General features: G+C 63.1%; 21 protein-coding genes. 7 read left to right on the top strand and 14 right to left on the bottom strand.

Annotated features, from left to right (window positions below; genetic code table 11):
* Positions 1-99: 99 nt before the first annotated feature.
* The 4 genes from SB659_RS08275 to SB659_RS08290 all read right to left on the bottom strand — a co-directional run bounded on the left by SB659_RS08275 (position 100) and on the right by SB659_RS08290 (position 4,907).
* Entirely contained in the window at positions 100-1,353 is a 1,254-nt protein-coding gene (locus SB659_RS08275; RefSeq protein WP_410550098.1) for an MFS transporter, read from the bottom strand.
* On the bottom strand, positions 1,350-1,724 hold the full coding sequence (locus SB659_RS08280) for a MarR family winged helix-turn-helix transcriptional regulator (protein ID WP_284979450.1): 375 nt from the start codon (positions 1,722-1,724) through the stop codon (positions 1,350-1,352). Before SB659_RS08280 ends, SB659_RS08275 begins: the two co-directional genes overlap by 4 nt.
* A 215-nt stretch (positions 1,725-1,939) precedes the next feature.
* The gene (locus SB659_RS08285) at positions 1,940-3,397 is read right to left on the bottom strand and encodes an MFS transporter (protein WP_410550099.1); all 1,458 of its coding nucleotides are present in this window, start codon (positions 3,395-3,397) and stop codon (positions 1,940-1,942) included.
* 220 nt (positions 3,398-3,617) lie between these two features.
* Positions 3,618-4,907, bottom strand: coding sequence for an adenylosuccinate synthase (locus SB659_RS08290; protein WP_284975764.1), 1,290 nt, complete (start codon positions 4,905-4,907; stop codon positions 3,618-3,620).
* A 595-nt stretch (positions 4,908-5,502) separates the two neighbouring features.
* On the opposite strand from SB659_RS08290, the gene SB659_RS08295 reads away from it, so the two are divergent.
* Complete coding sequence (locus SB659_RS08295; protein WP_284975765.1) at positions 5,503-6,138, top strand: uracil-DNA glycosylase; 636 nt, start codon at positions 5,503-5,505, stop codon at positions 6,136-6,138.
* A 131-nt stretch (positions 6,139-6,269) separates the two neighbouring features.
* Here the strand turns inward: SB659_RS08295 and SB659_RS08300 are convergent, their stop codons facing one another.
* The 3 genes from SB659_RS08300 to SB659_RS08310 all read right to left on the bottom strand — a co-directional run bounded on the left by SB659_RS08300 (position 6,270) and on the right by SB659_RS08310 (position 8,558).
* Positions 6,270-6,692, bottom strand: coding sequence for a DUF3151 domain-containing protein (locus SB659_RS08300; RefSeq protein ID WP_410550100.1), 423 nt, complete (start codon positions 6,690-6,692; stop codon positions 6,270-6,272).
* Positions 6,692-7,711 carry a class II fructose-bisphosphate aldolase gene (fbaA, locus tag SB659_RS08305; RefSeq protein WP_410550101.1) on the bottom strand — a complete coding sequence of 340 codons (1,020 nt, stop codon included), beginning with the start codon at positions 7,709-7,711 and terminating at the stop codon, positions 6,692-6,694. The genes SB659_RS08300 and fbaA overlap by 1 nt, the downstream gene beginning before the upstream one ends.
* 151 nt (positions 7,712-7,862) lie before the next feature.
* Positions 7,863-8,558 (bottom strand): TrmH family RNA methyltransferase, encoded by a 696-nt coding sequence (locus SB659_RS08310; RefSeq protein WP_410550102.1) that lies wholly within the window; start codon positions 8,556-8,558, stop codon positions 7,863-7,865.
* Positions 8,559-8,694: 136 nt separating this feature from the next.
* On the opposite strand from SB659_RS08310, the gene SB659_RS08315 reads away from it, so the two are divergent.
* The 3 genes from SB659_RS08315 to SB659_RS08325 all read left to right on the top strand — a co-directional run bounded on the left by SB659_RS08315 (position 8,695) and on the right by SB659_RS08325 (position 11,374).
* The gene (locus tag SB659_RS08315; RefSeq protein ID WP_284975768.1) at positions 8,695-9,525 is read left to right on the top strand and encodes an HAD-IIA family hydrolase; all 831 of its coding nucleotides are present in this window, start codon (positions 8,695-8,697) and stop codon (positions 9,523-9,525) included.
* A 13-nt stretch (positions 9,526-9,538) separates the two neighbouring features.
* On the top strand, positions 9,539-10,252 hold the full coding sequence (locus SB659_RS08320; protein ID WP_410550103.1) for a tyrosine-protein phosphatase: 714 nt from the start codon (positions 9,539-9,541) through the stop codon (positions 10,250-10,252).
* 63 nt (positions 10,253-10,315) lie between these two features.
* Entirely contained in the window at positions 10,316-11,374 is a 1,059-nt protein-coding gene (locus SB659_RS08325; protein WP_410550104.1) for an alpha/beta hydrolase, read from the top strand.
* Between the two features lie 30 nt (positions 11,375-11,404).
* Here SB659_RS08325 and SB659_RS08330 read toward each other — a convergent pair whose 3' ends face one another.
* The 4 genes from SB659_RS08330 to SB659_RS08345 form a co-directional block, all read right to left on the bottom strand.
* Positions 11,405-12,955, bottom strand: coding sequence for an APC family permease (locus SB659_RS08330; protein ID WP_284979452.1), 1,551 nt, complete (start codon positions 12,953-12,955; stop codon positions 11,405-11,407).
* Positions 12,956-13,112: 157 nt separating this feature from the next.
* Positions 13,113-14,672, bottom strand: a complete 1,560-nt coding sequence (locus SB659_RS08335; RefSeq protein WP_284979240.1) for an aldehyde dehydrogenase family protein — start codon at positions 14,670-14,672, stop codon at positions 13,113-13,115.
* Between the two features lie 27 nt (positions 14,673-14,699).
* A complete protein-coding gene (gene betA / locus SB659_RS08340; protein WP_284979241.1) occupies positions 14,700-16,409 on the bottom strand; it encodes a choline dehydrogenase in 1,710 nt (569 codons plus the stop codon).
* Between the two features lie 219 nt (positions 16,410-16,628).
* Positions 16,629-17,222 (bottom strand): TetR/AcrR family transcriptional regulator, encoded by a 594-nt coding sequence (locus SB659_RS08345; protein ID WP_284975773.1) that lies wholly within the window; start codon positions 17,220-17,222, stop codon positions 16,629-16,631.
* A gap of 454 nt (positions 17,223-17,676) precedes the next feature.
* Between SB659_RS08345 and SB659_RS08350 the strand changes: the two genes are divergently transcribed.
* From SB659_RS08350 to SB659_RS08360, 3 genes are all read left to right on the top strand, one after another.
* Positions 17,677-18,711, top strand: coding sequence for a glycine betaine/L-proline ABC transporter ATP-binding protein (locus tag SB659_RS08350; protein ID WP_284975774.1), 1,035 nt, complete (start codon positions 17,677-17,679; stop codon positions 18,709-18,711).
* Positions 18,711-20,738: an ABC transporter permease gene (locus SB659_RS08355; protein WP_410550105.1), complete on the top strand. Its 2,028-nt coding sequence runs from the start codon at positions 18,711-18,713 to the stop codon at positions 20,736-20,738. The genes SB659_RS08350 and SB659_RS08355 overlap by 1 nt, the downstream gene beginning before the upstream one ends.
* 74 nt (positions 20,739-20,812) lie before the next feature.
* Positions 20,813-21,790, top strand: coding sequence for an ABC transporter substrate-binding protein (locus SB659_RS08360; RefSeq protein ID WP_284979243.1), 978 nt, complete (start codon positions 20,813-20,815; stop codon positions 21,788-21,790).
* A gap of 120 nt (positions 21,791-21,910) precedes the next feature.
* Here the strand turns inward: SB659_RS08360 and SB659_RS08365 are convergent, their stop codons facing one another.
* The 3 genes from SB659_RS08365 to SB659_RS08375 form a co-directional block, all read right to left on the bottom strand.
* Positions 21,911-23,119 carry a thioesterase domain-containing protein gene (locus SB659_RS08365; protein ID WP_284979244.1) on the bottom strand — a complete coding sequence of 403 codons (1,209 nt, stop codon included), beginning with the start codon at positions 23,117-23,119 and terminating at the stop codon, positions 21,911-21,913.
* A gap of 72 nt (positions 23,120-23,191) precedes the next feature.
* Complete coding sequence (gene pyrE / locus SB659_RS08370) at positions 23,192-23,776, bottom strand: orotate phosphoribosyltransferase (protein ID WP_284975778.1); 585 nt, start codon at positions 23,774-23,776, stop codon at positions 23,192-23,194.
* 10 nt (positions 23,777-23,786) lie between these two features.
* A complete protein-coding gene (locus SB659_RS08375; RefSeq protein ID WP_284979245.1) occupies positions 23,787-24,815 on the bottom strand; it encodes a LacI family DNA-binding transcriptional regulator in 1,029 nt (342 codons plus the stop codon).
* Positions 24,816-24,967 lie beyond the last annotated feature (152 nt).

Below are 24,967 nucleotides of genomic sequence, written 5' to 3' on the forward strand. Positions count from 1 at the left end.
GCCGGTCCCCCGACCAGCAATAACGACGGCGGCAGCTCGCCCGGGTAACTCAAAAGCCCAAGGCGGCCTGCCGCCGTCGACGCTTCCCTCCTGGGCCAGCTACGTTGCGCGCGCCCGGCGCCAAGACGTGCGAACCTGCTCACGGATTGTCGCTTGGCTACGCCGCCCCACCATGACGACTGCCGCGACGCCGGTCATCAGTACCACAGCACCCCCGGCGGCCACAGCCCAGCGAGCTCCAAACTCGGTGCCGATCCAGCCCATCAGTGGAGCACCAATGGCGGTCCCTCCTTGCAGGATAGCGAGATAGAGGGCCAGGACACGTCCGCGGAATTGTGGCTCGACGGACAATTGGATGGTGGTGTTGCAACTGTTCAGGAAAGTGATCGAAGCGAGCCCAACAGGGATCAGCACCACGGCGTAGACCCAAAATGCCGGCGAGATGCTGGAGAACAGGGTAAAGATGCCCAGAGTCAAAGCGCCACCGAGCATGAACCGCAGGCGGGGACCGGAGCGTCGGGCAGCAAGCAGGGCACCGGCAAGCGTCCCCACAGCCATGATGGAGCCAAGAAGGCCAAACTGTTCAGGTCCCACACCGAAGACGGCGGTGGACATCAGCGAGTTCGTGACCGTGAAGTTCATGCCAAAGGCACCCAGTATCCCCACCATGAAGAGGATGAGTACTAAGTCTGGACGTTGCCGGACGTACTGTAGGCCCTCCACCACCTGATGCTTGCCACGAACCACCGGAGCCGTGGGCTGAAGCTGGGCAGTCTTGACCCGTGCGAGGGAAATAATGACGGCGACGAAGCTGGCAGCGTTGAGCAAGAACACCGGGCCCGTACCGATCCACGCGATGAGCACACCCGCGATGGCCGGGCCCGTAAGCCGGGCGCTGTTGAAGGAGGCTGAGTTCAGGGCCACGGCGTTGGAGATATTGTCTGGTCCAACCAGTTCAGAGACGAATGCCTGCCGGGCCGGGCCATCCACCGCCGCCGCAATTCCCAGCGCCAGCGCCGCGGCATAGACCTGCCACAACTGGGCGGCGCCAGTGACCACCAGCAGTCCTACGATCAGCCCACAGACGCCCATGGCGGTCTGCGTCCAGAACAAAATCCTGCGCTTGCGGTAACGGTCGGCGAGGACACCGGCATACGGGCCTAAAAGCAGCATGGGAAGGAACTGCAGGGACGTGGTGACGCCAACGGCGGTTCCGGAGTGGTTGGTGAGGACCGTCAGGACCAACCAGTCCTGGGCGACGCGCTGCATCCAGGTACCGACATTCGAGACCAAGGCACCACCAGCCCACACCCGGTAGTTGGGATTCTCAAGCGCACGGAACATGGCGCTCATTGGGCGCTCATTTCCTGCATGATGCGCGCGGCGCGGCTCAGCGTTGCACGGTCCTCTTCACTCAGTCCTGCGACGCGCCGGGCCAACCACGCGGTCCGCTGGCTGCGGGCTTCGACGAGGACTTCCTCCCCTGCGGGCGTGATACTGATCCACACCTGCCGGCCATCCCCGGGATGGGCTTGCCGTTCAATGAACCCTTGATCACCGAGGGCATTGACGATCCTGGTCATCGAGGGTGCCTGTACATGCTCGCGCTCGGCCAGCTCCCGTAAGGTCTGCGGGCCTGAACTGAGATGGGCCAGAACGGTGTACTGCCCAGGAGTAATGACGTCCCCGGTTGCTTCGATGCGAAGTCGCCGCGATGTCCGCATCACGGCAGTTCGAAGCTCAATGGCAAGGGCGTCGGCCGGAATCGCGTCTGGCTTTTGGTCTGTCGTGTCGCTCGCTTGACTGGGTGCAGTCACTGGAAGGCGCCTCCCGGGCTTTGCATAATAGTTAGCACTGCTAATTAGCTCCGCTAACTATCCTACTCCTGTTCCTTGCCAGTGCCCAGTGTCCGGTGCCCAGTGGGCGCCAGCGGTGCCGACTAGCCTTCCGCCGAGCCGGCGCCAGCCTGCGCCGGTGTCTTGGTCGCCACCGACTCGCCCTGGGCGCCCGGCATGGCGATGACCGCGATAACGGTCAGCACGGCGCACACGAGCACAGCCATGAACACGGCCGACGACGCCGAGACGGTTGTGTGCGCGTCCGAAGCACCGGGATGTCCTGCATAGATGGCGTTGGCCACGGCGCCGAAAACGGCCACGCCAATGGAACTGCCGATGGATCGCGCGAACAGGTTAGTACCGGTCACCACCCCGCGTTCGTTCCACTCGACGCTTGATTGGGCCGCGATGAGGCTCGGCGTGGCCACCAGCCCAAGTCCAAGTCCGACGACGAAGCATGCGGCCGCCACCAGCAGCACGTTGGGCGTTGGAGCGGTCAGCGCAAGGATGGCCGCACCAATGACCGTAATGGAAACTCCAATCAGTGCGGTTTTGCGGAATCCGATCCGGAGATAGAACCTGCCGGCCTGGGAAGCGCTGATAGGCCAGCCGAGCGTCAAAGCCGCCAGTGCCAGCCCGGCTAGGATCGGCGAGGTGGACAGCGCCCCTTCAAGGAAGGTGGGAACATACGAGGTGAGGCCGAGCATGACGGCACCTACACCGAACGAGATCATCGCCGTCGTCGCCAGCAACCTGCGGGAGAGGACCCATGGCGGGAGGACCGGCTCCGCGGCCTTCCTCTCCACGAGGACGAATGCTGCGAACAACAACGCTCCAACGGCAAAGACAGCGATGCTGATGGAGGAATTCCACGCCCACGCCTGGCCGCCCTCAAGCGCTCCAAGGATGAGAAGGCTCAGCGAAACCGTGAGTAGCGCGGCTCCGAGGTAATCAACGCGGTGCTTGGTGCGCTCGATGCTCTCGTGGAAGGTCCGCAGAAGCATCCAACCCGCTAGCAGGCACAGTGGAATATTGATGAAGAAAATCCAGCGCCATATCCCCAGCGATGAGAAGACGCCACCAAGCGTGGGCCCCACAACGGAAGAAACCGCCCACACACTGGCAAGGTAGCCTTGCACCTTGGCTCGCTCGGCAAGGGTGTAGATATCGCCCGCGATAGTGATCGCAACAGGCTGCACAGCACCCGCACCCAGGCCCTGCAAAACCCGGAAAGCGATCAGCGCCGGCATGCTCCAGGCCATTCCACAAAGAATGGAACCGAGCAGGAAAAGGCCGATTCCGCTGAGGATGATCGGCTTGCGGCCCACGACGTCGGAAAGCTTGGCATACACGGGCACCGAGACTGCCTGGGCCAAGAGATACGCGGAGAAAAGCCAGGGGAAAGAGGTGAAGCCGCCAATGTCCGTCACAATCGACGGCACCGCGGTGGCAACAATGGTGGAATCGATCGCCACCAGGCCTGTGGAAAGCATCAAAGCTATAAGTATGGGTCCGCGACGGGAGCGGAACCCGACGCCCTCAGTAGTCTCTGTCATCATCTGTCTCGTTTCGGTCGTCATCACAGCTAGCGGGCGCACTTCCGCCCCGGCTCCACATGGCGTAACCGCGCCCACCGCGAATTTAGTCCCAGCCTGCAGGGGCAATGCGTTAACGACGACGACGGGTCACCTGCGGTTCCGTGAAGAACCCAAGTGACCCGCCGTCGTCGTCAGTGTCTCTTTGTCGACCGTGTCTATTCGAAGCGCAGTTCCGTGGAACTTAGTCGTTGATCAGGTCGTGGACGACGATTGTCTGGTCACGGTCTGGGCCGACTCCGATGGCCGAGAAGCGCGTGCCGGAGAGCTTTTCGAGCGCCAGCACGTAGTTGCGGGCATTTTCCGGGAGGTCATCCAGGGTTCGTGCGCCGGTGATGTCCTCGGTCCAGCCGTCGAAGTACTCGTAGATGGGCACCGCGTGGTGGAACTCGGTCTGTGTCATGGGCATTTCGTCGTGGCGGACGCCGTCGACGTCGTACGCAACGCAGACCGGGATCTGTTCGATGCCGGTCAGGACATCGAGCTTAGTGACGAAGTAGTCCGTGAAACCGTTGACGCGGGAAGCATGGCGGGCCAGGACGGCGTCGTACCAACCGCAGCGGCGAGGACGGCCCGTGTTGACACCAAACTCGCCACCCGTCTTCTGCAGGTACACGCCCATCTCGTCGAACAACTCAGTGGGGAACGGACCGGCGCCGACGCGCGTGGTGTACGCCTTGATGATGCCGATTGACCGGGAAATTCGGGTGGGCCCAATGCCCGAGCCAACGGACGCGCCGCCGGCGGTGGGGTTGGAGGACGTGACAAACGGGTAGGTGCCGTGGTCAACGTCCAGGAACGTGGCCTGCCCGCCTTCCATGAGCACAACCTTGCCCTCATCCAGGGCGTTGTTGAGGACGAGCGTGCTGTCGATAACCAGCGGGCGCAGGCGCTCGGCGAAGGACAGGAAGTACTCCACAATCTCGTCCACCACAACGCTGCGTCGGTTATAAACCTTGACCAGGAGCTCGTTCTTCTGGCGCAGCGAACCTTCCACTTTCTGGCGGAGGATCGACTCGTCGAAAACGTCCTGCACCCGGACGCCCAAGCGGGCCACCTTGTCCATGTACGCCGGGCCGATTCCGCGGCCAGTGGTTCCAATGGCACGGCTGCCGAGGAAGCGTTCAGTAACTTTGTCCAGGACTTGGTGGTACGGCGCCACCAAGTGGGCGTTGGCCGAGACGCGCAGCCGGGAAGTGTCCGCGCCACGGGCAATCAAGCCGTCAATCTCCTGGAAGAGTGCCTCGAGGTTGACCACGCAGCCGTTGCCAATAATGGGAATTGCGTTCGGGCTCAGGATGCCCGCGGGAAGGAGCTTCAGCTCATACTTCTCACCGCCAACAACCACGGTGTGCCCGGCGTTGTTACCGCCGTTGGGCTTGACCACGTAGTCAACGCGGCCACCGAGCAAATCAGTTGCTTTGCCTTTGCCTTCGTCGCCCCATTGGGCTCCGACGATCACGATAGCGGGCATGGGATCCTCCCCCATTCTTTCGGGCGAGACCCAGCCGGATGGCCAGGACTCGACGCCGTACATGAGAATGCCCCGACACTTACCTGGGCTGCCTGCCGCAAGGCGCGGCATACGCAAGAGTTTCGGGGCTCTTACCACCCAAGTTTAGCCGATGGGCCCCGAATACCTTTCGTCAAGCGCCGCGTCAAGGTCAATTTCTGGACCGTTGGGCGAAGTTTGTTACGGAATGTTGGTACAGGAGCCACCGCTTTCTTTCTTAACACCAGGGAATTGGCGCCGAACATTTTGCCCATGGCGACGCCGGCGTCGGCTAAATCCGAACCGAGGTCCACAGCGCGGCGATTGCGGCAGCAGGTGACTCTTCTCTCTCGCTACCAGCACATTGCCGGAAGCCGAGGACCGCCGTCGAGATCTGCGGCACTTTTTGATCGCAACACGCCGCGTCGCATTTGGGGGCGCGCCGGACTAGGACCCATTGACGCCCATAGTCCGGTAAGGTTAGTTAGCCCCCCACAGCATCCTTTGAGGTTCGGCCGCGGCATGCCCGTGGCACCTTGGAACGGTGCGCTGTAACACCTAGGAGACCAAACCACTGATGCAAGATCTGGCGACTGAATCACCCGAAGAACTCCTCTGGAACCGCCGTTACGAACCCCACATCGCCGAGGTCAACGCGCTGTGCGATTCCATCAAGGAACAGAAGCCAGGCAGCGAGGTCCTTTACATCGACCCCGCCCACAGCATTGATGACTGCCGCATCGTGAGCCTTTTCTCCAACCAGCGCACCAACACCGGCGAGGGCTTCATCACCCCCGGTGACGAGGAAGCAAACACCCGCATGCTCGGCATGCAGTGGCAGCTGGGGCTCCGTCCCAAGCTGATGATGCCGTGGAACGCTTACCCGTGGATCGAACCCAACGAGGAACCCGGCAAGCTCACCCCTGCCAACATCACCGAAGGCCTCAAGCCTTTGCTTCGCCTGCTCCAGCTCCTCCCGCGTACCTCTGCCCTGGTGGCACACGGCAATGAGGCACACCGCCTTGCCGATCAGCTCATGAAGGCTGCCCCGGCCAGCATTGCCCGCCGCGGCTTCAAGACCTTCAAGGTCCGTTCGCTCGGTGGCCGCTCCTTCGCAGGCACCCCGGCCCGCCAGCAGGAATACCTCGACGCCATCCACGGCGCCTACGCCGAAGCCATGGCCCGCACGGGAATCCCCCGCAAGGCAGCTTAGCTCCCTCCCGTTGTGGGGCCTGCTCTGCACGCTCAACCCGCTCGGTTGCCTGCAGATCGGGCCCCGCAACGCAAACGACGACGACGGCCCTCGCCTTTCGGTGGGGGCCGCCGTCGTTGTTTGTTGAGGCTTTAGCTGGCTTCGATCGCTGCCTTGGCCTTGGGGTCGGAGTCGTTCAGGAACTTCTCGATCCGCTCCGGCTCCTCAGCCTCGCCAATGGCAGACGCCGCACGACCCAGCGCGTAGAGCGACCGCAGGAAACCCTGGTTGGGCTCGTGCTCCCACGGGATGGGTCCGACGCCGCGCCAACCGTTGCGGCGAAGAGAATCCAGGCCGCGGTGGTAGCCAACCCGGGCAAAAGCGTAGGACTCGATGGTCCTGCCCTCGGCCCAGGCTTCCTCAGCGAGGATGGCCCACAAAAGTGACGACGTGGGGTTCTGCGCCACGAGATCCAGCGCTTCCTTGCCGAGGGCCAGGTGCTGGTAGATCTCGGTTTCGGCGGGCAAGAGCGTGGGCTCTGGCCCCATGAGGTTCTTGCGGAATTCGTCGGACATTAGAAGGTCTTGCCTACTGAGCCGAGCTGCTGTGCGGCTTCGACGATGCGCGCGGCCATGCCGGCTTCAGCGGAAGCGCCCCAAACGCGGGGATCGTAAGTCTTCTTGTTACCCATTTCGCCGTCGATCTTCAGGACGCCGTCGTAATTGGAGAACATGTGGCCCGCCACCGGGCGGGTGAACGCGTACTGGGTGTCAGTGTCGATGTTCATCTTGATCACACCATAGGAAACAGCGTCAGCGATTTCCTGTTCCGAGGAGCCCGAACCGCCGTGGAACACGAGGTCGAACGGGTTTTCCTTACCGATCTTCGCACCAACCTCGGACTGGATCTGCTTAAGCAGCTCCGGGCGGAGCTTCACGCCGCCCGGCTTGTACACACCGTGCACATTACCGAACGTCAGGGCGGTGAGGTAGCGGCCGTTCTCGCCCGCACCCAGGGCCTCGATCGTGGCGAGGGCGTCTTCGGTGGTGGTGTAGAGCTTCTCGTTGATTTCGTTCTCAACACCGTCTTCCTCACCACCGACGGTGCCGATTTCGACCTCGAGGATGATCTTCGCGGCAGCTGCGCGCTCCAGCAGTTCCCGGCCGATCCGCAGGTTCTCCGAAAGGCTCTCGTGCGAACCGTCCCACATGTGCGAGTTGAAGATCGGGTCCTTACCGGCCTTCACCGCTTCCTCGGAGGCAGCGAGCAGGGGAAGAACGAAGTCCGCCAACTTGTCCTGCGGGCAGTGGTCCGTGTGCAGGGCAATGTTCACGTTGTAGCTCTTCGCCACCTCGCGGGCGAACGCAGCGAAGCCGAGCGAACCGACCACCATGTCCTTGACCGAAGCCCCGGACCAGTACGCGGCACCACCAGTGGAAACCTGGATAATGCCATCGGATTCTGCCTCGGCGAAACCGCGGATCGCAGCATTCAGAGTCTGCGACGACGTCACGTTGACCGCGGGGAAAGCGAATCCGCCAGCCTTCGCGCGGTCGATCATCTCGGAGTAAATCTCTGGGGTTGCAATGGGCATGGTGACTCCTATGCTGAATTCGTCTGTGGGTTGGTAACCCTGGAGTAGACCGCTTACGGCTAGCACCATCCTAGCGATATCCGTCAGGACGCCGTGTTTCCGGTCACGCGGGCTCTTAACACTTCCGCCGGGTTGCCACCTCGCGGGGAGGCTAGACGTGTTGTTCGAAGACGTGCCGCCGCACCCACGCATGCATCGCGATCGCAGCGGCCGAGGCCGCATTCATGGAGCGCGTGGAACCGAACTGCTCAATCGACAGGGTCGCGACGGCGGCCTCGTGCACCTCCGGGGTAAGGCCCGGTCCTTCCTGGCCGAACACCAGAACGCACTTCTTGGGAAGGTCGTAGGTCTCCAAGGGCACAGAGTCGGGGAAGATGTCGATGCCAATCACCGCGAGCCCCTCACCCTGCGCCCACTGGACAAAATCCTCCACCGTGGGGTGGTGCCGAACGTGCTGATAGCGATCGGTGACCATGGCGCCGCGACGGTTCCACCGCCGTCGACCGATGATGTGTACTTCCTTGGCAAGAAAGGCGTTGGCGGTCCGGACCACGGTGCCGATGTTGAGGTCGTGTTGCCAGTTTTCGATGGCGATGTGGAATTCGTGGCGCTTGGAATCGAGATCGGCAACAATCGCATCGTGCTTCCAGTAGCGGTATTGATCCACCACGTTCCGTCGATCGCCGTCGCGAAGGAGGTCAGGGTCCCAATGCTCACCGTCAGGCCACTCACCTTCCCAAGGCCCGACGCCGACCTCCGCCTTGGCCTCTGCCTCGCCTTCCGCTGGGGGTACTTCCGGTGAGCCGGCAGGAATGGGCAGGTCTTCGGTGGAGGGAAGGTCAGTCACCCCTCAACTTTAGCCGCGCCAAGCGGGCCGGCCGGTGCCCGCACCCTTGGAAACCCATGAAGGACCGGGATGTGGCGCCGACCGAATAATGAAAGACTGGGACGCAGTGCATGACCAACCCCACCCGGAGGCAAACATGGCAGAAGAAACCAGGCCCCACCCGTCCACATCGATCTACCGGAACGGCCATGACATCGAATGCTGGCTCACGGATATGGACGGCGTCCTTGTCCACGAGAACCAGGCCATTCCCGGCGCGTCCGAGCTCATCCAGCGCTGGGTGGACACCTCCAAGCGCTTCCTTGTGCTGACCAACAACTCGATCTTCACCCCGCGCGACCTCGCCGCCAGGCTCCGTGCCTCCGGCTTGGAAGTTCCCGAGGAGAACATCTGGACATCCGCGCTGGCCACTGCCCAGTTCCTGAAGGACCAGGTTCAGTCCTCGGACTCCGGGAACCGCGCGTACACGATCGGCGAAGCCGGCCTCACCACGGCCCTGCACGAGGCGGGGTTCATCCTCACGGACACCGACCCCGATTTTGTGGTGCTGGGCGAAACCCGGACCTACTCTTTCGAAGCGATCACCATGGCCGTCCGTCACATCCTGGCCGGTGCCCGCTTCATTGCCACCAATCCGGACGCCACCGGCCCTTCCAAAGACGGTCCCATGCCCGCAACGGGCGCCATTGCCGCCATGATCACCAAGGCCACCGGCCGCGAACCGTACATCGTGGGCAAGCCGAATCCCATGATGTTCCGTTCCGCCATGAACCAGATCGATGCGCACTCCGAGACCACGGCCATGATCGGGGACCGCATGGACACGGACATCGTGGCAGGAATGGAAGCCGGGCTCCACACGGTCCTGGTGCTCAGCGGCATCACCCAGCGCGAAGAAATAGTGTCCTTCCCGTTCAGGCCCAACCAGATCCTGAACTCCGTGGCGGACCTCAAGAGCCAGATCTAAGAGGACAACAACCATGGCTGTGCTGAACCTGCGGCCCCTCCCTGGCGGCCGGATCCTCAGAGGCAGCCAGCCCTTCAATTTGGATGCCACGGCTACGGCGGAATTTCTTGCCCAGCATGGCATCCAAACCATCGTGGACCTGCGAAGCGACCTTGAAGCTGGCTTGGTCCCGTGGCTGCTTCCTGAGGGGCCGGCCGCCGTCGAGCTTTTCCATAACCCGTTGGACCCGAACGCGATAGCCGGTTCGCTGCAAGCGGTGGAAACTGCCGAGGACCTGGGCGAGCTGTATCTGGGTTGGATCCGGTTGCGTCCGGAGTGGGTAGCCGATGCCCTCCGTCCTGCCGCCAACGGTATGCGGACACTGGTTCATTGTTCTTTGGGCAAGGACCGGACCGGGGTTGTGTCGGCCGTGGCGCTGCTCGCAGGTGGTGCGAGTCCGGACAGCATCGTGGCCGACTACTCAGCCACAACTGCCAACCTGCCGGGCCTGCTTCACGACATGGCCGAGACGTGGCACCTCCACGTCCCGAACTCCAGACCGGAGTATTTCAGCCCCGACCTCATGATCCTGCAAAGTCCCGAGGCCGCCATGCGGCATTTCCTCACCGGGTTCGCGCGGGAGTTCGGTGATGCCCGGGCCTTCCTGCGCGAGGCTGGCCTCACCGCCGTCGAAATTCAGGCCTTGGCGTCTGGAGCCGGTGGGCCTGCGGCTGACGCGAAAATGTGACCGCGCGCCTGCGCCCGGCGTCTACCATAGGTCCAGGGGTACGCCTATTGGGGGGAGTGTGTCATGGGGCCGCTGCAATCGGTCGACAAGCGTGTGGAGCAACGAGCCGAGAATCGTTTGGCAGCACGGTTCGCACCGTTGCGGAAGCTTGAACTAACCACTCTGGCGGTGTTGGTCCTGGCCTTGGCCTTGGCTGCCACTCCCTGGCCGTCGGCCTTGCTGATCCGCAGGGTTTTTGAACGGGGAGCCCAAGCCACCATCGATGAAATGACGCCCTACGTTCCCAACATTCCCCTGCAAACCCAACCGGGGGTGGTGTATCGGCCGGGGTCCACATTCGATGTCTTCAGCCCACAAGGTACGTCCTCGCCGCTTCCTACGGTTGTGTGGATTCATGGAGGTGCGTGGATCTCCGGGGCGCAGCGCGACGTCAATCCTTATCTCCGGATACTGGCCGCCGAGGGATACACCACCATTGGCCTGAGCTACCCGATCGCGCCTGAGTCCACGTATCCGGCCGCTGTGCGGAACATCAACGAAGCGTTGGCGTACATCAAGGCGCACGCTGCGGAGCTGAACGTGGACACCAGCCGCATCGTGCTCGCCGGGGATTCCGCCGGAGCGCAACTGGCCAGCCAGATGACCACGCTCACGGTGAACCCGGAGTACGCCGACCTCATGGGGATCAACCCTGCCCTTCAAAAGTCGGAGCTTGCTGCCACCATCCTGCATTGCGGTGTGTACGATCTGCGGGCCATGGCCCGCCTCAGGGGCATCGTGGCCTGGGGTTTCAAGACTTCCCTGTGGGCCTACACCGGAACCAAGCACTGGTCCGCCGCCCATGCAGGGGTCACAATGTCCACCATTGACTTTGTGACCCCCGATTTCCCGCCCACGTTCATCAGCGGCGGGAACGGCGACGGACTCACCCGGCTGCAGTCTGTGCCGTACAGCAACCGGCTAAAGGATGTTGGTGTTCCGGTGACGGAACTTTTTTGGCCCGCAACGTACCAGCCGGAACTGCCGCATGAGTACCAGTTCCACCTCAATTTCAGTGAGGCACGCGAGGCGCGGGACAAGACGTTCGAGTTCCTGTCCACGTACACCGCGGGCCGGTCCTAGAACCGGCTAGAACCGGCTAGAACCGGGCCCCTACCTCACGCTACTGGGCGTTACCGGTTCCCTCTCGAGGGAAGCCCGCTGCGGAGGTGCCGTGGATGTGGCTGCATGCCCGGCGAGCACACCCGTCTGGTGCCGGAGCTTCAGCCGGTACATCAGGACGCCGGTGAGGGCGACGGCAGCGACAAAGAGAACCCCGCCCCACTGCAGGTACCACTCGAACGGCGGAACGGAATTGTAGATTTCCGGGCGTGGCCAGATGAGGTTCAGTGTCATGGCGGCGCCCCACAGGACCGCGAGGATGTTCACCGGCAGTCCCCACTTGCCCAAACTGAAGCCCGCTTCGGTGCCGTCATTGGGCAGCGGCCACTTTTTGGCCAGGCGCCTGCGAAGCATAGGGACGGTTACCAGCAGGTAGGAGAGGTAAATCAGGACAATGCTGATGCTGGAGAGGATGGTGAAAATGGCGGGCTGGGAGACGTTCACGATCAGCGGGACGACGGCGATGATTCCGATCACGACGGCGGCGACCGTTGGGGTCTTCCGGACGGGGTGCACCTTGCCCAAGTGACGGCTGAACGGAAGGTTGTTGTCCCGGGCCATCGCAAACATCATGCGGATGGCGGCGGCGTGGACTGCCAGCGTACAAACCACGACGGCCACCACGATGCACAGCAGGAACGCTTTGCCGAAGGGGCCGCCCAGCACGGAGAGCACCAGGTACTGCAGGCCGCCGTCGGCAGAGGCTATCTTGGGATCGTTCAGGTTCGGGGCCGAGAGGAGTCCCGTGAGCAGGATCAGTCCGCCCAGCACAAAGGATGCTGTGACTGCCCGCAGGATGGCCTTGGGTGCCGTGCGCTTCGGGTCCTTTGTCTCTTCCCCGAGGGAGCTGGCGGTGTCAAAGCCGTACATCACGTAGCCCGATGCCATGGCACCGATGATGAACACCCCGAAGAAGCCCAAGGGGTGGCCCGCCCCAAAACCCTTGGTCTCGAAGAGAACGCCGGGTCCGCGGACGATATGCCATGCGAGTGCGAGGGTAAGCAGCACAGCGGCGACAAGTTCAACGAAGACGCCTACGCTGTTGATCTTGGTCATGAGCTTCACGCCGAAAGCGTTGATGAGGGTGGAGATGCCGATCATGATGCTCGCCAGCAACACCCCGTTGAGGGCAAAGTCCTCGGGACCCGTGCCGTCGCCGATGATCTGGAACCCAGACCAGATCTGGGGCAGGGTGAGCTGGAGGGCCAATGCCACGGAGCCCAGGGCCACAATTGAGGAAATCAACAACAGCCACCCGGCAAGCCAGGCGAAAGTTCCCGAGGATAGCCTTTTGGCCCAGTTGTACACCGAGCCTGCCACGGGGTAACGCCCTGCCAGTTCAGCGAAGCACAAGGCCACCATCAGCTGCCCGACGAAGACAATGGGCCATGACCAGGCGTACGCCGGGCCAGCCATGGCGAAACCGAAATAGAACAGTTGAAAAACGCCCGTAAGGATGGAGATGTAGCTGACTCCGGCGGCGAAGCTGGCGAACTTGCCGATGCTTCGGTCCAGGGTCTGGGCATAACCGAACTGGTCCATGCCGCTTGAATCGGCACTCTTGCTGGGTTCTGTCAATGGAACTCCTAAGTCAGAAAAGCACGATGGCGGTGGTTTGCGGCCGCTTTGGACGCAGATGAACCAAGCGACCGGGCGCCGCACCTTTGCGGCCGCCCGGTCGCTTTGCCATTGCTGGTGCTTAGTTGGTTGTGCCCTGCCCTGTTTCGTTCACAACCGGAGCTGCGCCGAACCAGCCGCTGGGCGCCGGCTGGATGTTCTGCCAGATGTGCTTTGCCTCGCGGTACTCGTTGAGGCCCGCCCGGCCGAGTTCACGGCCGATCCCGGACTTCCCGAAGCCGCCCCACTCAGCCTGGGGTACGTATGGGTGGTAGTCGTTGATCCACACGGTCCCGTGCCGGAGGGCGCCAGCCACGCGTTGCGCTTTCGAGGCGTCCGATGTCCAGACGGCGCCGGCCAAGCCGTACTCCGTATCGTTGGCGATTTCGATGGCCTGATCCTCGGTCCGGAACGTCTCGATGGTCAGCACCGGGCCGAACGACTCCTCGCGCAATACGCTCATGCCGGAGCGGCAGTTGCCGAGCACGGTGGGCGGGTAGAAGTAACCGTCCGCCAGCGGGCCCTCGTCAGGGATGTAGCCGCCACAGAGGAGCTCGGCGCCTTCCGCGATCCCGGCCTGCACGTAGGCGTGGACCTGGTCCCGGTGCTTGGCCGATATGAGGGGCCCGGTCTCGGCGTCGGGATCGAACGGCCCGCCCATCCGGATCTTTTTGGCCCGTTCCACGATCTCGGCCACAAAGCGATCTGCAATCGACTCCTCGACGACCAGCCGCGCCCCTGCCGAGCAGACCTGCCCGGAGTGCAGGAAAACGGCAGTCAGGGCGTTGTCGACGGCGGCGTCCCAGTCCGCGTCCGCGAAGACGACGTTCGGGTTCTTCCCGCCGAGTTCGAAAGCGACGCTCTTCACTGTCTCCGCGGCCGCGGCCATGATGGTCTGGCCTGTGGCCAGGCTTCCGGTCAGTGAGACGAGGTCGACGCGCGGATCGGAGCTGAGTGGGCCGCCCACCCTCGAGCCTGGTCCCGTGACCAGATTAGCGACGCCGGCAGGGACGCCTGCCTCTTCGAGGGTTTCCATGAGCAGGATCGAAGTCGAGGGCGTGAGCTCGCTGGGCTTGAGAACGAACGAGTTTCCGGCAACGAGTGCTGGCGCCACCTTCCATGCAGCCTGCAGGAGCGGGTAGTTCCAAGGTGCGATGAGGGCACAGACGCCGAGCGGCTCGTAGACCACGCGGCTGATGGCGTTGGGCCGGCCCGTGTCGATCACCCGGCCGGCGTCGAGGCCTGCGATTTTGCCGTAGTAGCGGAAACACGCAGCAATGTCGTCCATGTCGTACTCGGCCTCGACGAGGCGTTTGCCGGTGTCGAGCGCCTCGGCCCGGGCGTAGGCCGCCTTGTCCCGCTCAAGCAGGTCCGCCACGCGAAGCAGCACCATACCGCGCTCGATATCTGTGAGCCTGCGCCACGGACCACTATCGAACGTTGCCCGTGCACTGGCGATTGCCCGCTTGGCATCCTCGGCCGTGGACGATGCGACAACCGCCACTTCCTGGCCGTCTGCCGGGCACCGAACGGAAGTGGTGCCGCCGTCGGATGCCTGCTGCCAGGCTCCGTCGATGTAGAGGCCCTTGACGGGATCTGCCGATTTCCCGGCACGATGGACTTGCTCAGCCGTGGCAGTCATTGTCTCTCCTTGTTGTGTTTCCATGCATCATTCCTTGCCCCTGGCCGCAGCGGCGGGATCGCCGTTCCGCTCAAGCGGGCTGACGCCGTGCCGGTAGAACTCCGCGTGCTGCGGCGCCAAAGGTGCCTTGCCGGCGATCAGGTCGGCAGCCTTTTCCGCGAGCATCATGACGGGCGCGTAGATGTTGCCGTTCGTAACGTACGGCATGGCGGAGGCGTCCACCACGCGGAGGCCCGTGGTGCCGTGCACGGTCATGTCAAGCGGGTTCACTACCGCCATCGGATCCGAATCGGGGCCCATCTTGGCTGTGCAGGACGGGTGGAGTGCTGTTTCAGCGTCGCGGGCAACCCAGTCGAGGATCTCTGCGTCCGTCTGCACCGCCCGGCCCGGAGATAGCTCACCGCCGTTGTAGGGGGCCATGGCGGACTGGCCCAGGATGTCACGGGCCACGCGAACGGCCTCAACCCATTCGCGGCGGTCCTGGTCCGTTGAGAGATAGTTGAACACCATGGATGGGTGCACTGTGGGATCGGTGGACTTGATCTTGAGGCTGCCGCGGGCGTCGGAGTACATGGGGCCGATGTGCACCTGGTAGCCGTGTTTGGCGTCGGCCTTCTGGCCGTCGTAGCGCACTGCGACCGGGAGGAAATGGAACATCAGGTTCGGGTACGCAACATCCTCGTTGGAGCGGACGAAGCCGCCGCCCTCGAAGTGGTTGGTAGCTGCTGGTCCCTTCCGGCCCAGCAGCCACTGGAGCCCGATCAGCGGGTAGCGCCACAGGTCAAGGTTGGGCTGCATGGAGACCGGCTGGGTGCAGGCGTGCTGGATGTAGACCTCAAGGTGGTCTTGGAGGTTCTCGCCGACGCCGGGCAGGTTGACCACGGAGTTGATGCCCAAGGAGTTCAGGTGGGTAGCGTCTCCAACGCCGGAGAGCTGGAGGAGCTGTGGTGTGTTGATGGCGCCGCCTGCGAGGATCACTTCGCCTGCGTTCACGTGATGGGTCTTGCCGTTACGGCGGTACGTGACGCCGGTTGCCACGTTGCCCGAGAAGTTGACCTTGGTGACCAGAGCCCGGGTCAGGACGGTCAAGTTGTCCCGGCCGAAGTTAGGCCGGAGGTACGCGCGGGACGCTGAGAGCCGCTGACCCTTATGGACATTGCGGTCAAATGCCGCGAAGCCTTCCTGGCGGTAACCGTTGACGTCATCGGTCAGCGGGTACCCGGCTTCCTGAGCGGCGCCAAAGAAGGCCTGGAACAGGGGGTTCGTGGCCGGACCGCGTTCAAGCACGAGGGGCCCGGAGTGCCCGCGCAGTTCATCGTCCGGGTCCGCGGCGGTGGCGTTTTCCATCCTGTTGAAGTACGGCAAGCAATGCGCGAAGTCCCAGGTTTCCATCCCGGCGTCTGCTCCCCAGCGTTCGTAGTCCAGGGGGTTACCGCGCTGGAAAATCATGCCGTTGATGGAGCTGGAGCCGCCCAGTACCTTGCCGCGTGCGTGTGCCACACGCCGGCCGCCCATGTGAGGCTCGGGGTCCGACTGGTAGCGCCAGTCGTACAAGGGATTCCCGCTGGGAAAGGTGAGCGCGGCGGGCATCTGGATGAACAGGTCCCAGGGGTAGTCACTCCGCCCGGCTTCCAGGACAAGGACGCTGCTGTGGCCTCCCTCGCTCAGGCGGCTGGCGAGAACCGACCCCGCGCTTCCACCACCGACGATGACGTAGTCGTAATTGTTTTTTGTCATGCTGCAAACTCTCCTTCTGCCTGGCGCAGATCTTCCGCCCCAAGGGCGGTGATCCTGCTTCCGGAAACTGGCGGTACACCGTGACGCGACGGAGAACCCGCAAGGCGTCCCTGGTGTGGTCCAGGTCATACCGATGAACACTAAAGCAATTTGGACAAGTGTTCAATAGTGTTGCTGGACAACTGTTCAGAAAAGTTTGTTCGTTACGCGTGTGTGCCGCTAGGCAGCAAAGGCGATCTCCTCGGTGCGGGCGATGCTTCTTTGGATGGAGGCCTGGTCCACGCCCAGGAGCGCAGTCAGCCACATCCCGTTTTGCACCACAACAATGTCATTCGCCCGCACCTTGCATTCATCACTGGAAAGTTCAGGTTTGGCATTACCAATCAGCGTCGCGAGCCCTTCGAGGTACCTCTCGAAGGCCGCCGCATTAATCAGCGCAAACTCTTCATGGGCCTGCGCGAGTGCCCAGAGGTGGAGACGCAGGGACAGGTGCTCGGTGGTGAGGAATTCCGGGTCCGCAACGCGGCGAAGAGCCTTCTGGAGCTGCCCGTCGGGTGGCGACGCCGGATCGGTTGCGACCAGCTTGGCATCGCGCTCGTCAATCTGGTGCAAGGCCGCACGGATCAGGCTCATCTTGTCCTCGAAGTAATAATTCACGAGGCCGAGGGCGACGCCGGCTTCCCGGGCCACCGCGCGCATATTGACACCTGAGATGCCGTGAAGCGACAGCAAATCCAATGCCGCTTGGAGAATGCGCGCCTGCCTGTCGATCCGTTTGCCCTGTTGGTCCGACTTCAAAGTGCGTGTAATCACTCGGCCAGAATATGGCCAAAGTCACCCCTGTGCATCACGATGACCCCGGGGCGGGGCAAGGGGTGCCTGCTCAGCGCCCCTATATGACGTCACAAAAGCGCTCCACCGGCCTCACTTCGACGCGGCGGCAGGGGCTTCCCCAGATGGGGCGCGGAAGGGGTGCCAAAGGGCTCCTTAGTACAGTTTTAATCCTTGACAAAGGGAGTGGCATAGATCACTCTGTTCCGTATGGTGATCCGCGTTGATGATGACACAACCAGCAGGACCGGTTGAGCTCGTTAGTTGGAGGAGGTTCACCTCTTCCATATCGCCTGCCCGCTGAAGGTATTTATTCCCGAGATGCCGTCCGTCCCGACACGTCACACCGATCCCCGTCTTCCACACAGAGGATGGCGAGCTGGCAATACACCGTTCCCGCCCCGCCATCAGTTCGAGCCTCCACAGGAGTACAGCAATGAACAGCCCCGACATCTCAGTGCGCAACCTCTGGAAGGTCTTCGGACCCGGGGGCGAGAAGATCCCCAATAATCCAGAGCTCTCGGCCCTCAACTCAGCGGAGTTACTGGCGCGCACGGGATGCGTGGCAGCAGTCCGCAACCTGAGCTTCGACGTCGCCAAGGGCGAAGTCTTTGTGGTCATGGGGCTTTCAGGATCCGGTAAATCCACCCTGATCCGCTGCCTGACGCGGCTGATTGAACCCACCTCGGGGGAGGTCTTGGTGGACGGAAAGGACGTCCTGCAGGCAGGCATCGCCGAACTGCGCGAACTTCGCCGGAGGAAGATGTCGATGGTGTTCCAGCACTTCGGTCTCCTCCCGCACCGCACCGTGCTGGATAACGTCTCCTACGGGCTGCAGATCCGGGGCGCAGCCAAGAACGAACGTTACGCCAGGGCGCGGGAAATCATCGAGTTGGTTGGCCTGAAAGGCTACGAACGGCACTATCCGGACCAGTTGTCCGGTGGAATGCAGCAACGCGTCGGCCTAGGTAGGGCCTTGGCCGGTGACCCGGACACCATCCTCTTCGACGAACCCTTCTCCGCCCTGGATCCGCTCATTCGCCGGGACATGCAGGCGGAAGTCATCCGGCTCCACAAGGAGATGGGCAAGACCATGGTCTTCGTGACCCACGACCTCTCCGAGGCACTCAAGCTCGGAGACCGCATTCTCATCATGCGCAACGGTGAGACGGTCCAGTGCGGCACGGGAGATGAGCTCGTTGGGTCCCCGGTGGACAAGTACATCGAGGACTTCGTCTCCGAAGTCCCGCGCGCGGACGTGCTGACCCTGAAATGGATCACCCGGCCCGTCGCACCCGGAACGCCAGGAGACGCGCCGGTCCTTAGTTCCAGGACGGTCATCCGGGATGCCATATCCGCCGTGATGCGCTCCTCCTGCCCCGTCCTCGTGGAGGATGCCGGCAAGATCACCGGCCAAATCGACCGCGACAGCATCCTGTCGGTGCTGCAGCCCGTGGAAGCAGCGGCCTAATGTCCACGCTCGTCCAAGAACGCACCACCGTCCAACCCGCCCCGGCGCGCGCCCCGCGTCGCCGGCCCGGCAAGCGCACCATCCTGCTGGCAGGTGCGGCCGTCGCCTGGCTCGTGGGATTCCTTGTCCTGCATGGCACCTCCACCCTGACCTTGCCCGCCTCCGAACTGACGGACCTGCACCGGTCCCTGAACCAGTTCAACGCCTGGGTGGCGGCGAACCGCGCGGACAACCCCGTCTTCCTGTACGTCTTCACGCCCCTGCGTGCCGCCGTCGACGCCGTCGCCAACGTGTTCATCACCACCTTTGCCGCGAGTCCCACAGGCCTGCGCCTGCCGGAAATCGGCTGGCTCGGAACCGTGGGCCTGCTGGGCTGGACTGCCTTCGCAGCAGGTAACGCCCGCGTCGCGTTGCTTACTGTCGCGGTCTTCACTTTCTTCGGCCTCCAGGGCCTTTTCCTCGAAGCCACCTACACGTTCGCACTGGTCCTCACGGCCGTTTTGCTGACCCTCCTGGTCGGGATCCCACTCGGCATCCTGGCCGGCGTCTACGGCCGGGTGGCCAAGGTGATCACGCCGGTGTTGGACTTCATGCAGACCCTGCCGACATTCGTGTACCTGGCACCGCTGGCACTGGTCTTCCTCATCGGACCGGCCTCGGCCGTCATCGCCACCGTGATCTACGCTGCGCCACCTGTAATCCGCCTGACAGCGCACGGCATCCGCGCCATCCCGGAAAACACCCGCGAAGCTTCCGACTCCCTGGGCACCACGGGCCTGCAGCGGCTGGTTACCCTGCAGCTTCCCATGGCCCGGAGGACAATCGTCATGGGAATAAACCAGAGCACCATGGCGGCCCTGTCCATGGTCACCATCGCGGCGCTGATCGCAGCGCCCGGGCTTGGCCAAGTGGTGGTACGGGCCCTGCAGTCGCTCGACGTCGGCACCGCGGTTAACGCCGGGCTCTCAATCGTCCTGCTCGCAATCGTGCTGGACCGGGTCACCACCGCCGCCAGCCGCCGAGCAGACCCGGCAGCGGCCCGGAACCGCAGGGTTTCCCGCAGGACCAGATACATCCTTCTTGGCATCACCCTGGTACTGGCATTGGCCATGGTGCAGCTTTCCCGGACCATGCTGTGGGCAGCCGCGTTCCCCAAGGATCTGAACATCGGCCCCGCGATCGTTCAGACCGTAGCGGCAGCCAGCCAGTGGATGCAGACCAACCTCTCCCTGTTCACTGTGTCCTTCCGGGAAGCCGTCACCACCGGAATCCTCAACCCGTTCCAATCCCTGCTCACGGACACTCCCTTTTACATCCTCGTGGCCGTCATAGCCGTGGCAGCCTACGCACTCGGCGGCTGGAAGCTCGCTGCCCTGACCACGGCATGCCTGGGCGTGATCATCTACCTCGGCCTCTGGAGCGACTCCATGGTCACCCTGGCGGGCACCTTGGTGGCCACCGCTGTGGTCATGGTCCTGGGCATCATCTTCGGTGTCGCCATGGGCCGGTCCGAGCGGGTGGACCAGATCATGCGGCCACTGCTGGATGCTGGCCAGACCATGCCGGCCTTTGTCTATCTTGTGCCCTTCCTGGGCCTCTTCGGCGCCACCCGCTTCACGGCGATCATCGCCGGCATCATCTACGCCGCCCCTGTCGCCATCAAGATCACCGCTGACGGCATCGCCGCAATCTCTCCCACGGTTGTCGAAGCCGCCGTCGCCAGTGGTTCCACCCCGTGGCAGGTCATCACCAAGGTCCAACTTCCGATGGCCAGGCAGACTCTGGCCCTCGCCGCCAACCAAGGCTTGATCTACGTCCTGGCCATGGTGGTGGTCGGTGCGCTCGTCGGGGCAGGTGGCCTCGGATACGACGTCGTCGCCGGCTTCGTCCAAAGCGCGCTCTTCGGCAAGGGCCTCGCCGCAGGCGTTGCCATCGTCTTCCTCGGCATCCTGCTCGACCGGATGACCCAGGCCGCCGCAGCAACTCCTGTGCGGAAGATCCCCACAACCAGAACCCGAACAACCTAACCGTATGACCCGCCCTGCGCCCGCCAGGGCACGGAGGACATCTAGGAATTCCCCCCAACAAGGAGACCTAACAAATGAAAAAAGCTGGACTGTTGTTGAAACGAACCCTTCCGGCGATGGCCGGAGCCGCGGCTGCCGCCCTGCTCCTGGCAGGCTGCGGGAGCGCCTCGGTGAACCAGGTGAATGCTGCCGGGGGGACCTCCGAGACGCCCTGCGGAACTGTCAATGTCGCCATGAACGCCTGGGTGGGGTACACGGCCAATGCCGCTGTGTACAGCTACGTGGCAAAGAACAAACTTGGCTGCACCGTGGTCCAGAAGGACCTGAATGAGCAGATCTCCTGGCAGGGATTCGCCTCCGGTGAGGTGGACGTGGTCATGGAAAACTGGGGCCACGCTGACTTGGTGAAGCAGTACATCACTGATCAAAAAGTGGCTGTCGACGACGGCCCCACCGGCAACGAAGGCCACATTGGCTGGTACGTACCACCATGGATGGCGGAGAAGTACCCCGACATCCTGGACGGCAAGAACCTGAACAAGTACGCCTCCTTGTTCGCAACCTCCGAGTCCGGCGGCAAGGGGCAGGTCCTGGACGGTGACCCCGCTTTCGTCACCAATGACGAGGCCCTCGTGAAGAACCTGAACCTTGACTACAAGGTGGTGTTCTCCGGTTCGGAGGCGGCCCTGATCCAGTCCTTCCGGACAGCACAGCAGAATAAGACGCCGCTGCTCGGCTACTTCTATGAGCCACAGTGGTTCCTCTCCGAGGTACCGCTCAAGAAGGTCAATCTGCCGGCGTGGACCCCGGGCTGTGACACGGACGCCGAAAAGGTGGCCTGTGATTACCCCACCTACAAGCTCAACAAAGTGGTTTCCAAAAAGTTCCAGGACAGCGGATCGCCCGCGGCCAAGCTGGCCAAGAACTTCCAGTGGACTAACGCGGACCAGAACTCCGTGGCCACGGACATCCAGGGCGGCATGACGCCCGAGGCCGCTGCCAAGAAATGGGTGGACGCCCACCAAGACGCCGTGAAGACCTGGCTCAGTTAGGCAAGACCGTTCATATGGTCTGACAGGCAGTTCTCGGAGCACCGATTGCTACTTGTTTCAGGTACATCAGAAAGTCACCCTCCCAGGAATCCTTGGGAGGGTGACTTTTTGCATGGAAGGCTAAGCCGGCCGGATCACCTTTCCGGATGGTTCCTTGTACGACGGCTCCTCAGGGGTGGGCGGCAAGGGTTCAAGTTCGTTCTGGATGCGTTCGAGCAACGGAAGGTAGATGTCCGAGCTCCACTGCGGGCTCGCATGGGTGGGCCGGGCGCCTTGGGTACTGAGCACAGGGAGGGCCATGTTGGCACCGAACGCCTTGCTCCAGCCAGCACGGGCAGACTCGTAGTTCACGGTGTCATCAGCGGGGTTGCCGAGGAACGCCATTTTGGCCCCGCCGAGCTTGCCGGCGTATTGCACGCCGTCGAAATGGTAGATGTATGCCGACTCCGTTTGGATCAGTACACTGGACGGCGCGATCGGCGAGAGCTGCTCCAATGTCTGGTCCAGGATCTGCCGCCACGTTCGCTCGTCCTTGTGGGCCACCCGCTCCCCCAGCTCGTATCCGCCGCGTACCACGGAGGGAATCCGAACCCCGTTCTCGTAGAGGAACACCACGCCGTCGAACCAGCTTTCGTCCAGAACGTCGGTCCGGTTGAAGGGGCTGGAGTCCAGGACAATCAGCTGCACCTGGACGCCGTACAGTTCCAGCAGCTTGGCTGCAACCTGTGTGGCCACCATCCCGCCGAAGCTGTGGCCGTAGAAATACAGCTTCTGGAGCTTGAGGGCGCGCACATGCAGGATGAGTTCGCGGACGATCTCGCCGACGTCCAACCCCAGGTTGGAATATCCGACGGCGGCCATCCGGCCCCGCTGGTGCAGTGCGGGACGCAGTGAGTTCAATATCCACTGGGCCTCCTCCCAGCTGGTTTTGAAACCGGGAAAGAGGAACCAGCTGGCGTTCGGAAAGTACAGGTCCGAGAAGGGGTCCGGGACCGGAAGGATTTTAGTGGTCCGGCGCTCGGCTTGGACGTGCCGGGTGAAGAGCATGTCCGCTGCGAGCGCTACCGAAGCCCCTGCGGAAACGAGGAACCTGCGGCGGGACAGCGTCTTGAGGCGGGCGGCATACGGCAGGATCCGCGCCCAGTCGTCCCGTCCATCAGAGGTGTCAGCAGAGGTGTCAGGGCGGCCCCCCGCAGGCACAACCGGCGGGACCGGAGGTGCGCCCGGAGGCGTCGAAGGAGCAACGGCCGGACGCGTATCCGGTCGCTGTGGCGGGAGGCCTTTTTCCACCTCCGGCTCTGCAGGCTGTTTGCCTACTTGAAGGTCCACGGAGCAAGCATAGGCTTCAGCGCGGCCGCCTTACAGTCCCGCGACCAGCCCGTTGGGAGTCCCGATCCGGCCTCAGTCGAGTCCCAGCTCGTCCTTGCCGAAAGCGAACAAGTACGGCACCCCGGTCTCAGCCTCGATCTTCTCTTTTGCACCGGTATCGCGGTCCACAATGACGGCGACAGCCACCACGTTGCCACCGGCCTTACGGACGCCTTCGACGGCGGTCAGGGCGGAACCCCCGGTGGTGGAGGTGTCTTCAAGGACCACCACGTTGCGTCCTTCCACCGAGGGACCTTCAACCTGCCGGCCCATCCCGTAGGACTTCTGTGCCTTGCGGACAACGAATGCGTCAACGGCGCGGCCGGCGTCGGCAGCAGCGTGCATCACAGCGGTACCCACCGGGTCAGCACCCATGGTCAATCCCCCCGCGCACTCAAGGGGGACGCCGGCGTCGTCGATCATTGCCAGCATGACCTGCCCTACCAAACGGGAGGCCTCATGGTGCAGGGTGATCCGGCGGAGGTCAATGTAATAGTCGGCTTCCTTGCCGCTGGAGAGGATGACCTTTCCGTGCACCACGGCGAGCTCTTTGATGAGTTCTAGCAGGCGGGCACGGGCGGCAGCAGTGTCAAGTGCAGGGGAACTGGTGGAAGTCATGGTTCCTAGTTTAGAGGGCACCGGAAGCAGGGATGGCCGGGCGCCCGGCCAGGCGGTTGGAACCTGGGGCCGCGGCCGTTGCACGGATCACCAGGCCGGGACTCACGATGTGCTGCCGATAGTCCCCTCCGCCGCCCAACTGTTGGAGCAACGCTTCCATGCACCGGCGGCCGAGCTGTTCGAAATCCTGCCTGATGGTGGTCAAGGGAGGCAGGAAGAAGGCAGCCTCAGGCTGGTCGTCGTAGCCCACAACACTCATGTTCTCCGGCACCCGCAGTCCCGATTCGTGGACGGCCCGGAGCACGCCCAGAGCCATCTGGTCGTTAGCGACGAACACTGCCGTGACCCGCTGCTGCCGGACCAGTTCCTGCCCGGCCCGATACCCTGATGCGGCATCCCAGTCACCTTGAAGTAACACCTCTGGCGCCAGCCCCGCGTTGATGAGTGCCTCTTGCCAACCTTTGACACGCTCCGCGGCGTCGATCCAGTGGGGTGGTCCGGAAATGTGCCCTATGCGCTCATGGCCCAGGCCAATCAGATGTTCGACCGCGAGGCGGGCTCCCAGCCTTTGATTCAGGGATGCTCCGGTCAACTCGTTCCCGGTGCCGGCGCCCACGGCGACCATCGGCACCGGCACGGACACTTCGCGTAGGGCAGCAAGGACGTCCGGGTGTGGCACAAGGATGACTATCCCGTCCACGGACTGGTTCCGGAAATGGGCCATGGCGCTGTTGACGCTCTCGCCGGTGACTTCCCGCAGATTGGCGATACTGACGAAGTAGCCGGCTTCCCGGCCAGCCTGTTCCACGCCCAAGAGCGTGTTGGCGGGCCCGTACTGGCTGGTTTCACAGGCCAGCACGCCGATGGTCCGGGAGCGCCGGGTCACCAAGCTCCGGGCAGCGGTATTGCGCCGGTAACCCAAGCTCGTAATCGCCGATTCCACCCGTTCTTTGGTCTTGCCGCTGACATTGGGGTGGTTGTTCAAGACCCGCGAAACGGTCTGATGGGAGACACCGGCCAGCTTGGCGACATCACCCATGACAGGAGGCCTGGCAGGGGGTACACCGGGAGACATCCGAACCTCACTGTCTGTTGTCGCTTTGCGTGTCGCTGTCTGTTGTCGCTGTCTGTTGTCGCCACGGGTGGTGGCAATGCGGCCCGCACCCCGCCGTGCAAAACAGGGCGGGATGC

Origin of the sequence: Arthrobacter sp. SIMBA_036 (assembly GCF_046535135.1) — a bacterium.
Taxonomy (GTDB): domain Bacteria; phylum Actinomycetota; class Actinomycetes; order Actinomycetales; family Micrococcaceae; genus Arthrobacter.

Bases quoted from the DNA above. Each gene is read 5' to 3' on its own strand.
- SB659_RS08275 (WP_410550098.1), bottom strand. From the start codon at position 1,353: ATGAGCGCCATGTTCCGTGCGCTTGAGAATCCCAACTACCGGGTGTGG.
- pyrE (WP_284975778.1), bottom strand. From the start codon at position 23,776: ATGACTTCCACCAGTTCCCCTGCACTTGACACTGCTGCCGCCCGTGCC.
- SB659_RS08325 (WP_410550104.1), top strand. From the start codon at position 10,316: ATGGGGCCGCTGCAATCGGTCGACAAGCGTGTGGAGCAACGAGCCGAG.
- SB659_RS08330 (WP_284979452.1), bottom strand. From the start codon at position 12,955: ATGGACCAGTTCGGTTATGCCCAGACCCTGGACCGAAGCATCGGCAAG.
- SB659_RS08295 (WP_284975765.1), top strand. From the start codon at position 5,503: ATGCAAGATCTGGCGACTGAATCACCCGAAGAACTCCTCTGGAACCGC.
- SB659_RS08285 (WP_410550099.1), bottom strand. From the start codon at position 3,397: ATGATGACAGAGACTACTGAGGGCGTCGGGTTCCGCTCCCGTCGCGGA.
- SB659_RS08320 (WP_410550103.1), top strand. From the start codon at position 9,539: ATGGCTGTGCTGAACCTGCGGCCCCTCCCTGGCGGCCGGATCCTCAGA.
- SB659_RS08315 (WP_284975768.1), top strand. From the start codon at position 8,695: ATGGCAGAAGAAACCAGGCCCCACCCGTCCACATCGATCTACCGGAAC.
- fbaA (WP_410550101.1), bottom strand. From the start codon at position 7,711: ATGCCCATTGCAACCCCAGAGATTTACTCCGAGATGATCGACCGCGCG.
- SB659_RS08290 (WP_284975764.1), bottom strand. From the start codon at position 4,907: ATGCCCGCTATCGTGATCGTCGGAGCCCAATGGGGCGACGAAGGCAAA.
- SB659_RS08280 (WP_284979450.1), bottom strand. From the start codon at position 1,724: ATGCGGACATCGCGGCGACTTCGCATCGAAGCAACCGGGGACGTCATT.
- SB659_RS08335 (WP_284979240.1), bottom strand. From the start codon at position 14,672: ATGACTGCCACGGCTGAGCAAGTCCATCGTGCCGGGAAATCGGCAGAT.
- betA (WP_284979241.1), bottom strand. From the start codon at position 16,409: ATGACAAAAAACAATTACGACTACGTCATCGTCGGTGGTGGAAGCGCG.
- SB659_RS08360 (WP_284979243.1), top strand. From the start codon at position 20,813: ATGAAAAAAGCTGGACTGTTGTTGAAACGAACCCTTCCGGCGATGGCC.
- SB659_RS08375 (WP_284979245.1), bottom strand. From the start codon at position 24,815: ATGGGTGATGTCGCCAAGCTGGCCGGTGTCTCCCATCAGACCGTTTCG.
- SB659_RS08300 (WP_410550100.1), bottom strand. From the start codon at position 6,692: ATGTCCGACGAATTCCGCAAGAACCTCATGGGGCCAGAGCCCACGCTC.
- SB659_RS08355 (WP_410550105.1), top strand. From the start codon at position 18,711: ATGTCCACGCTCGTCCAAGAACGCACCACCGTCCAACCCGCCCCGGCG.
- SB659_RS08350 (WP_284975774.1), top strand. From the start codon at position 17,677: ATGAACAGCCCCGACATCTCAGTGCGCAACCTCTGGAAGGTCTTCGGA.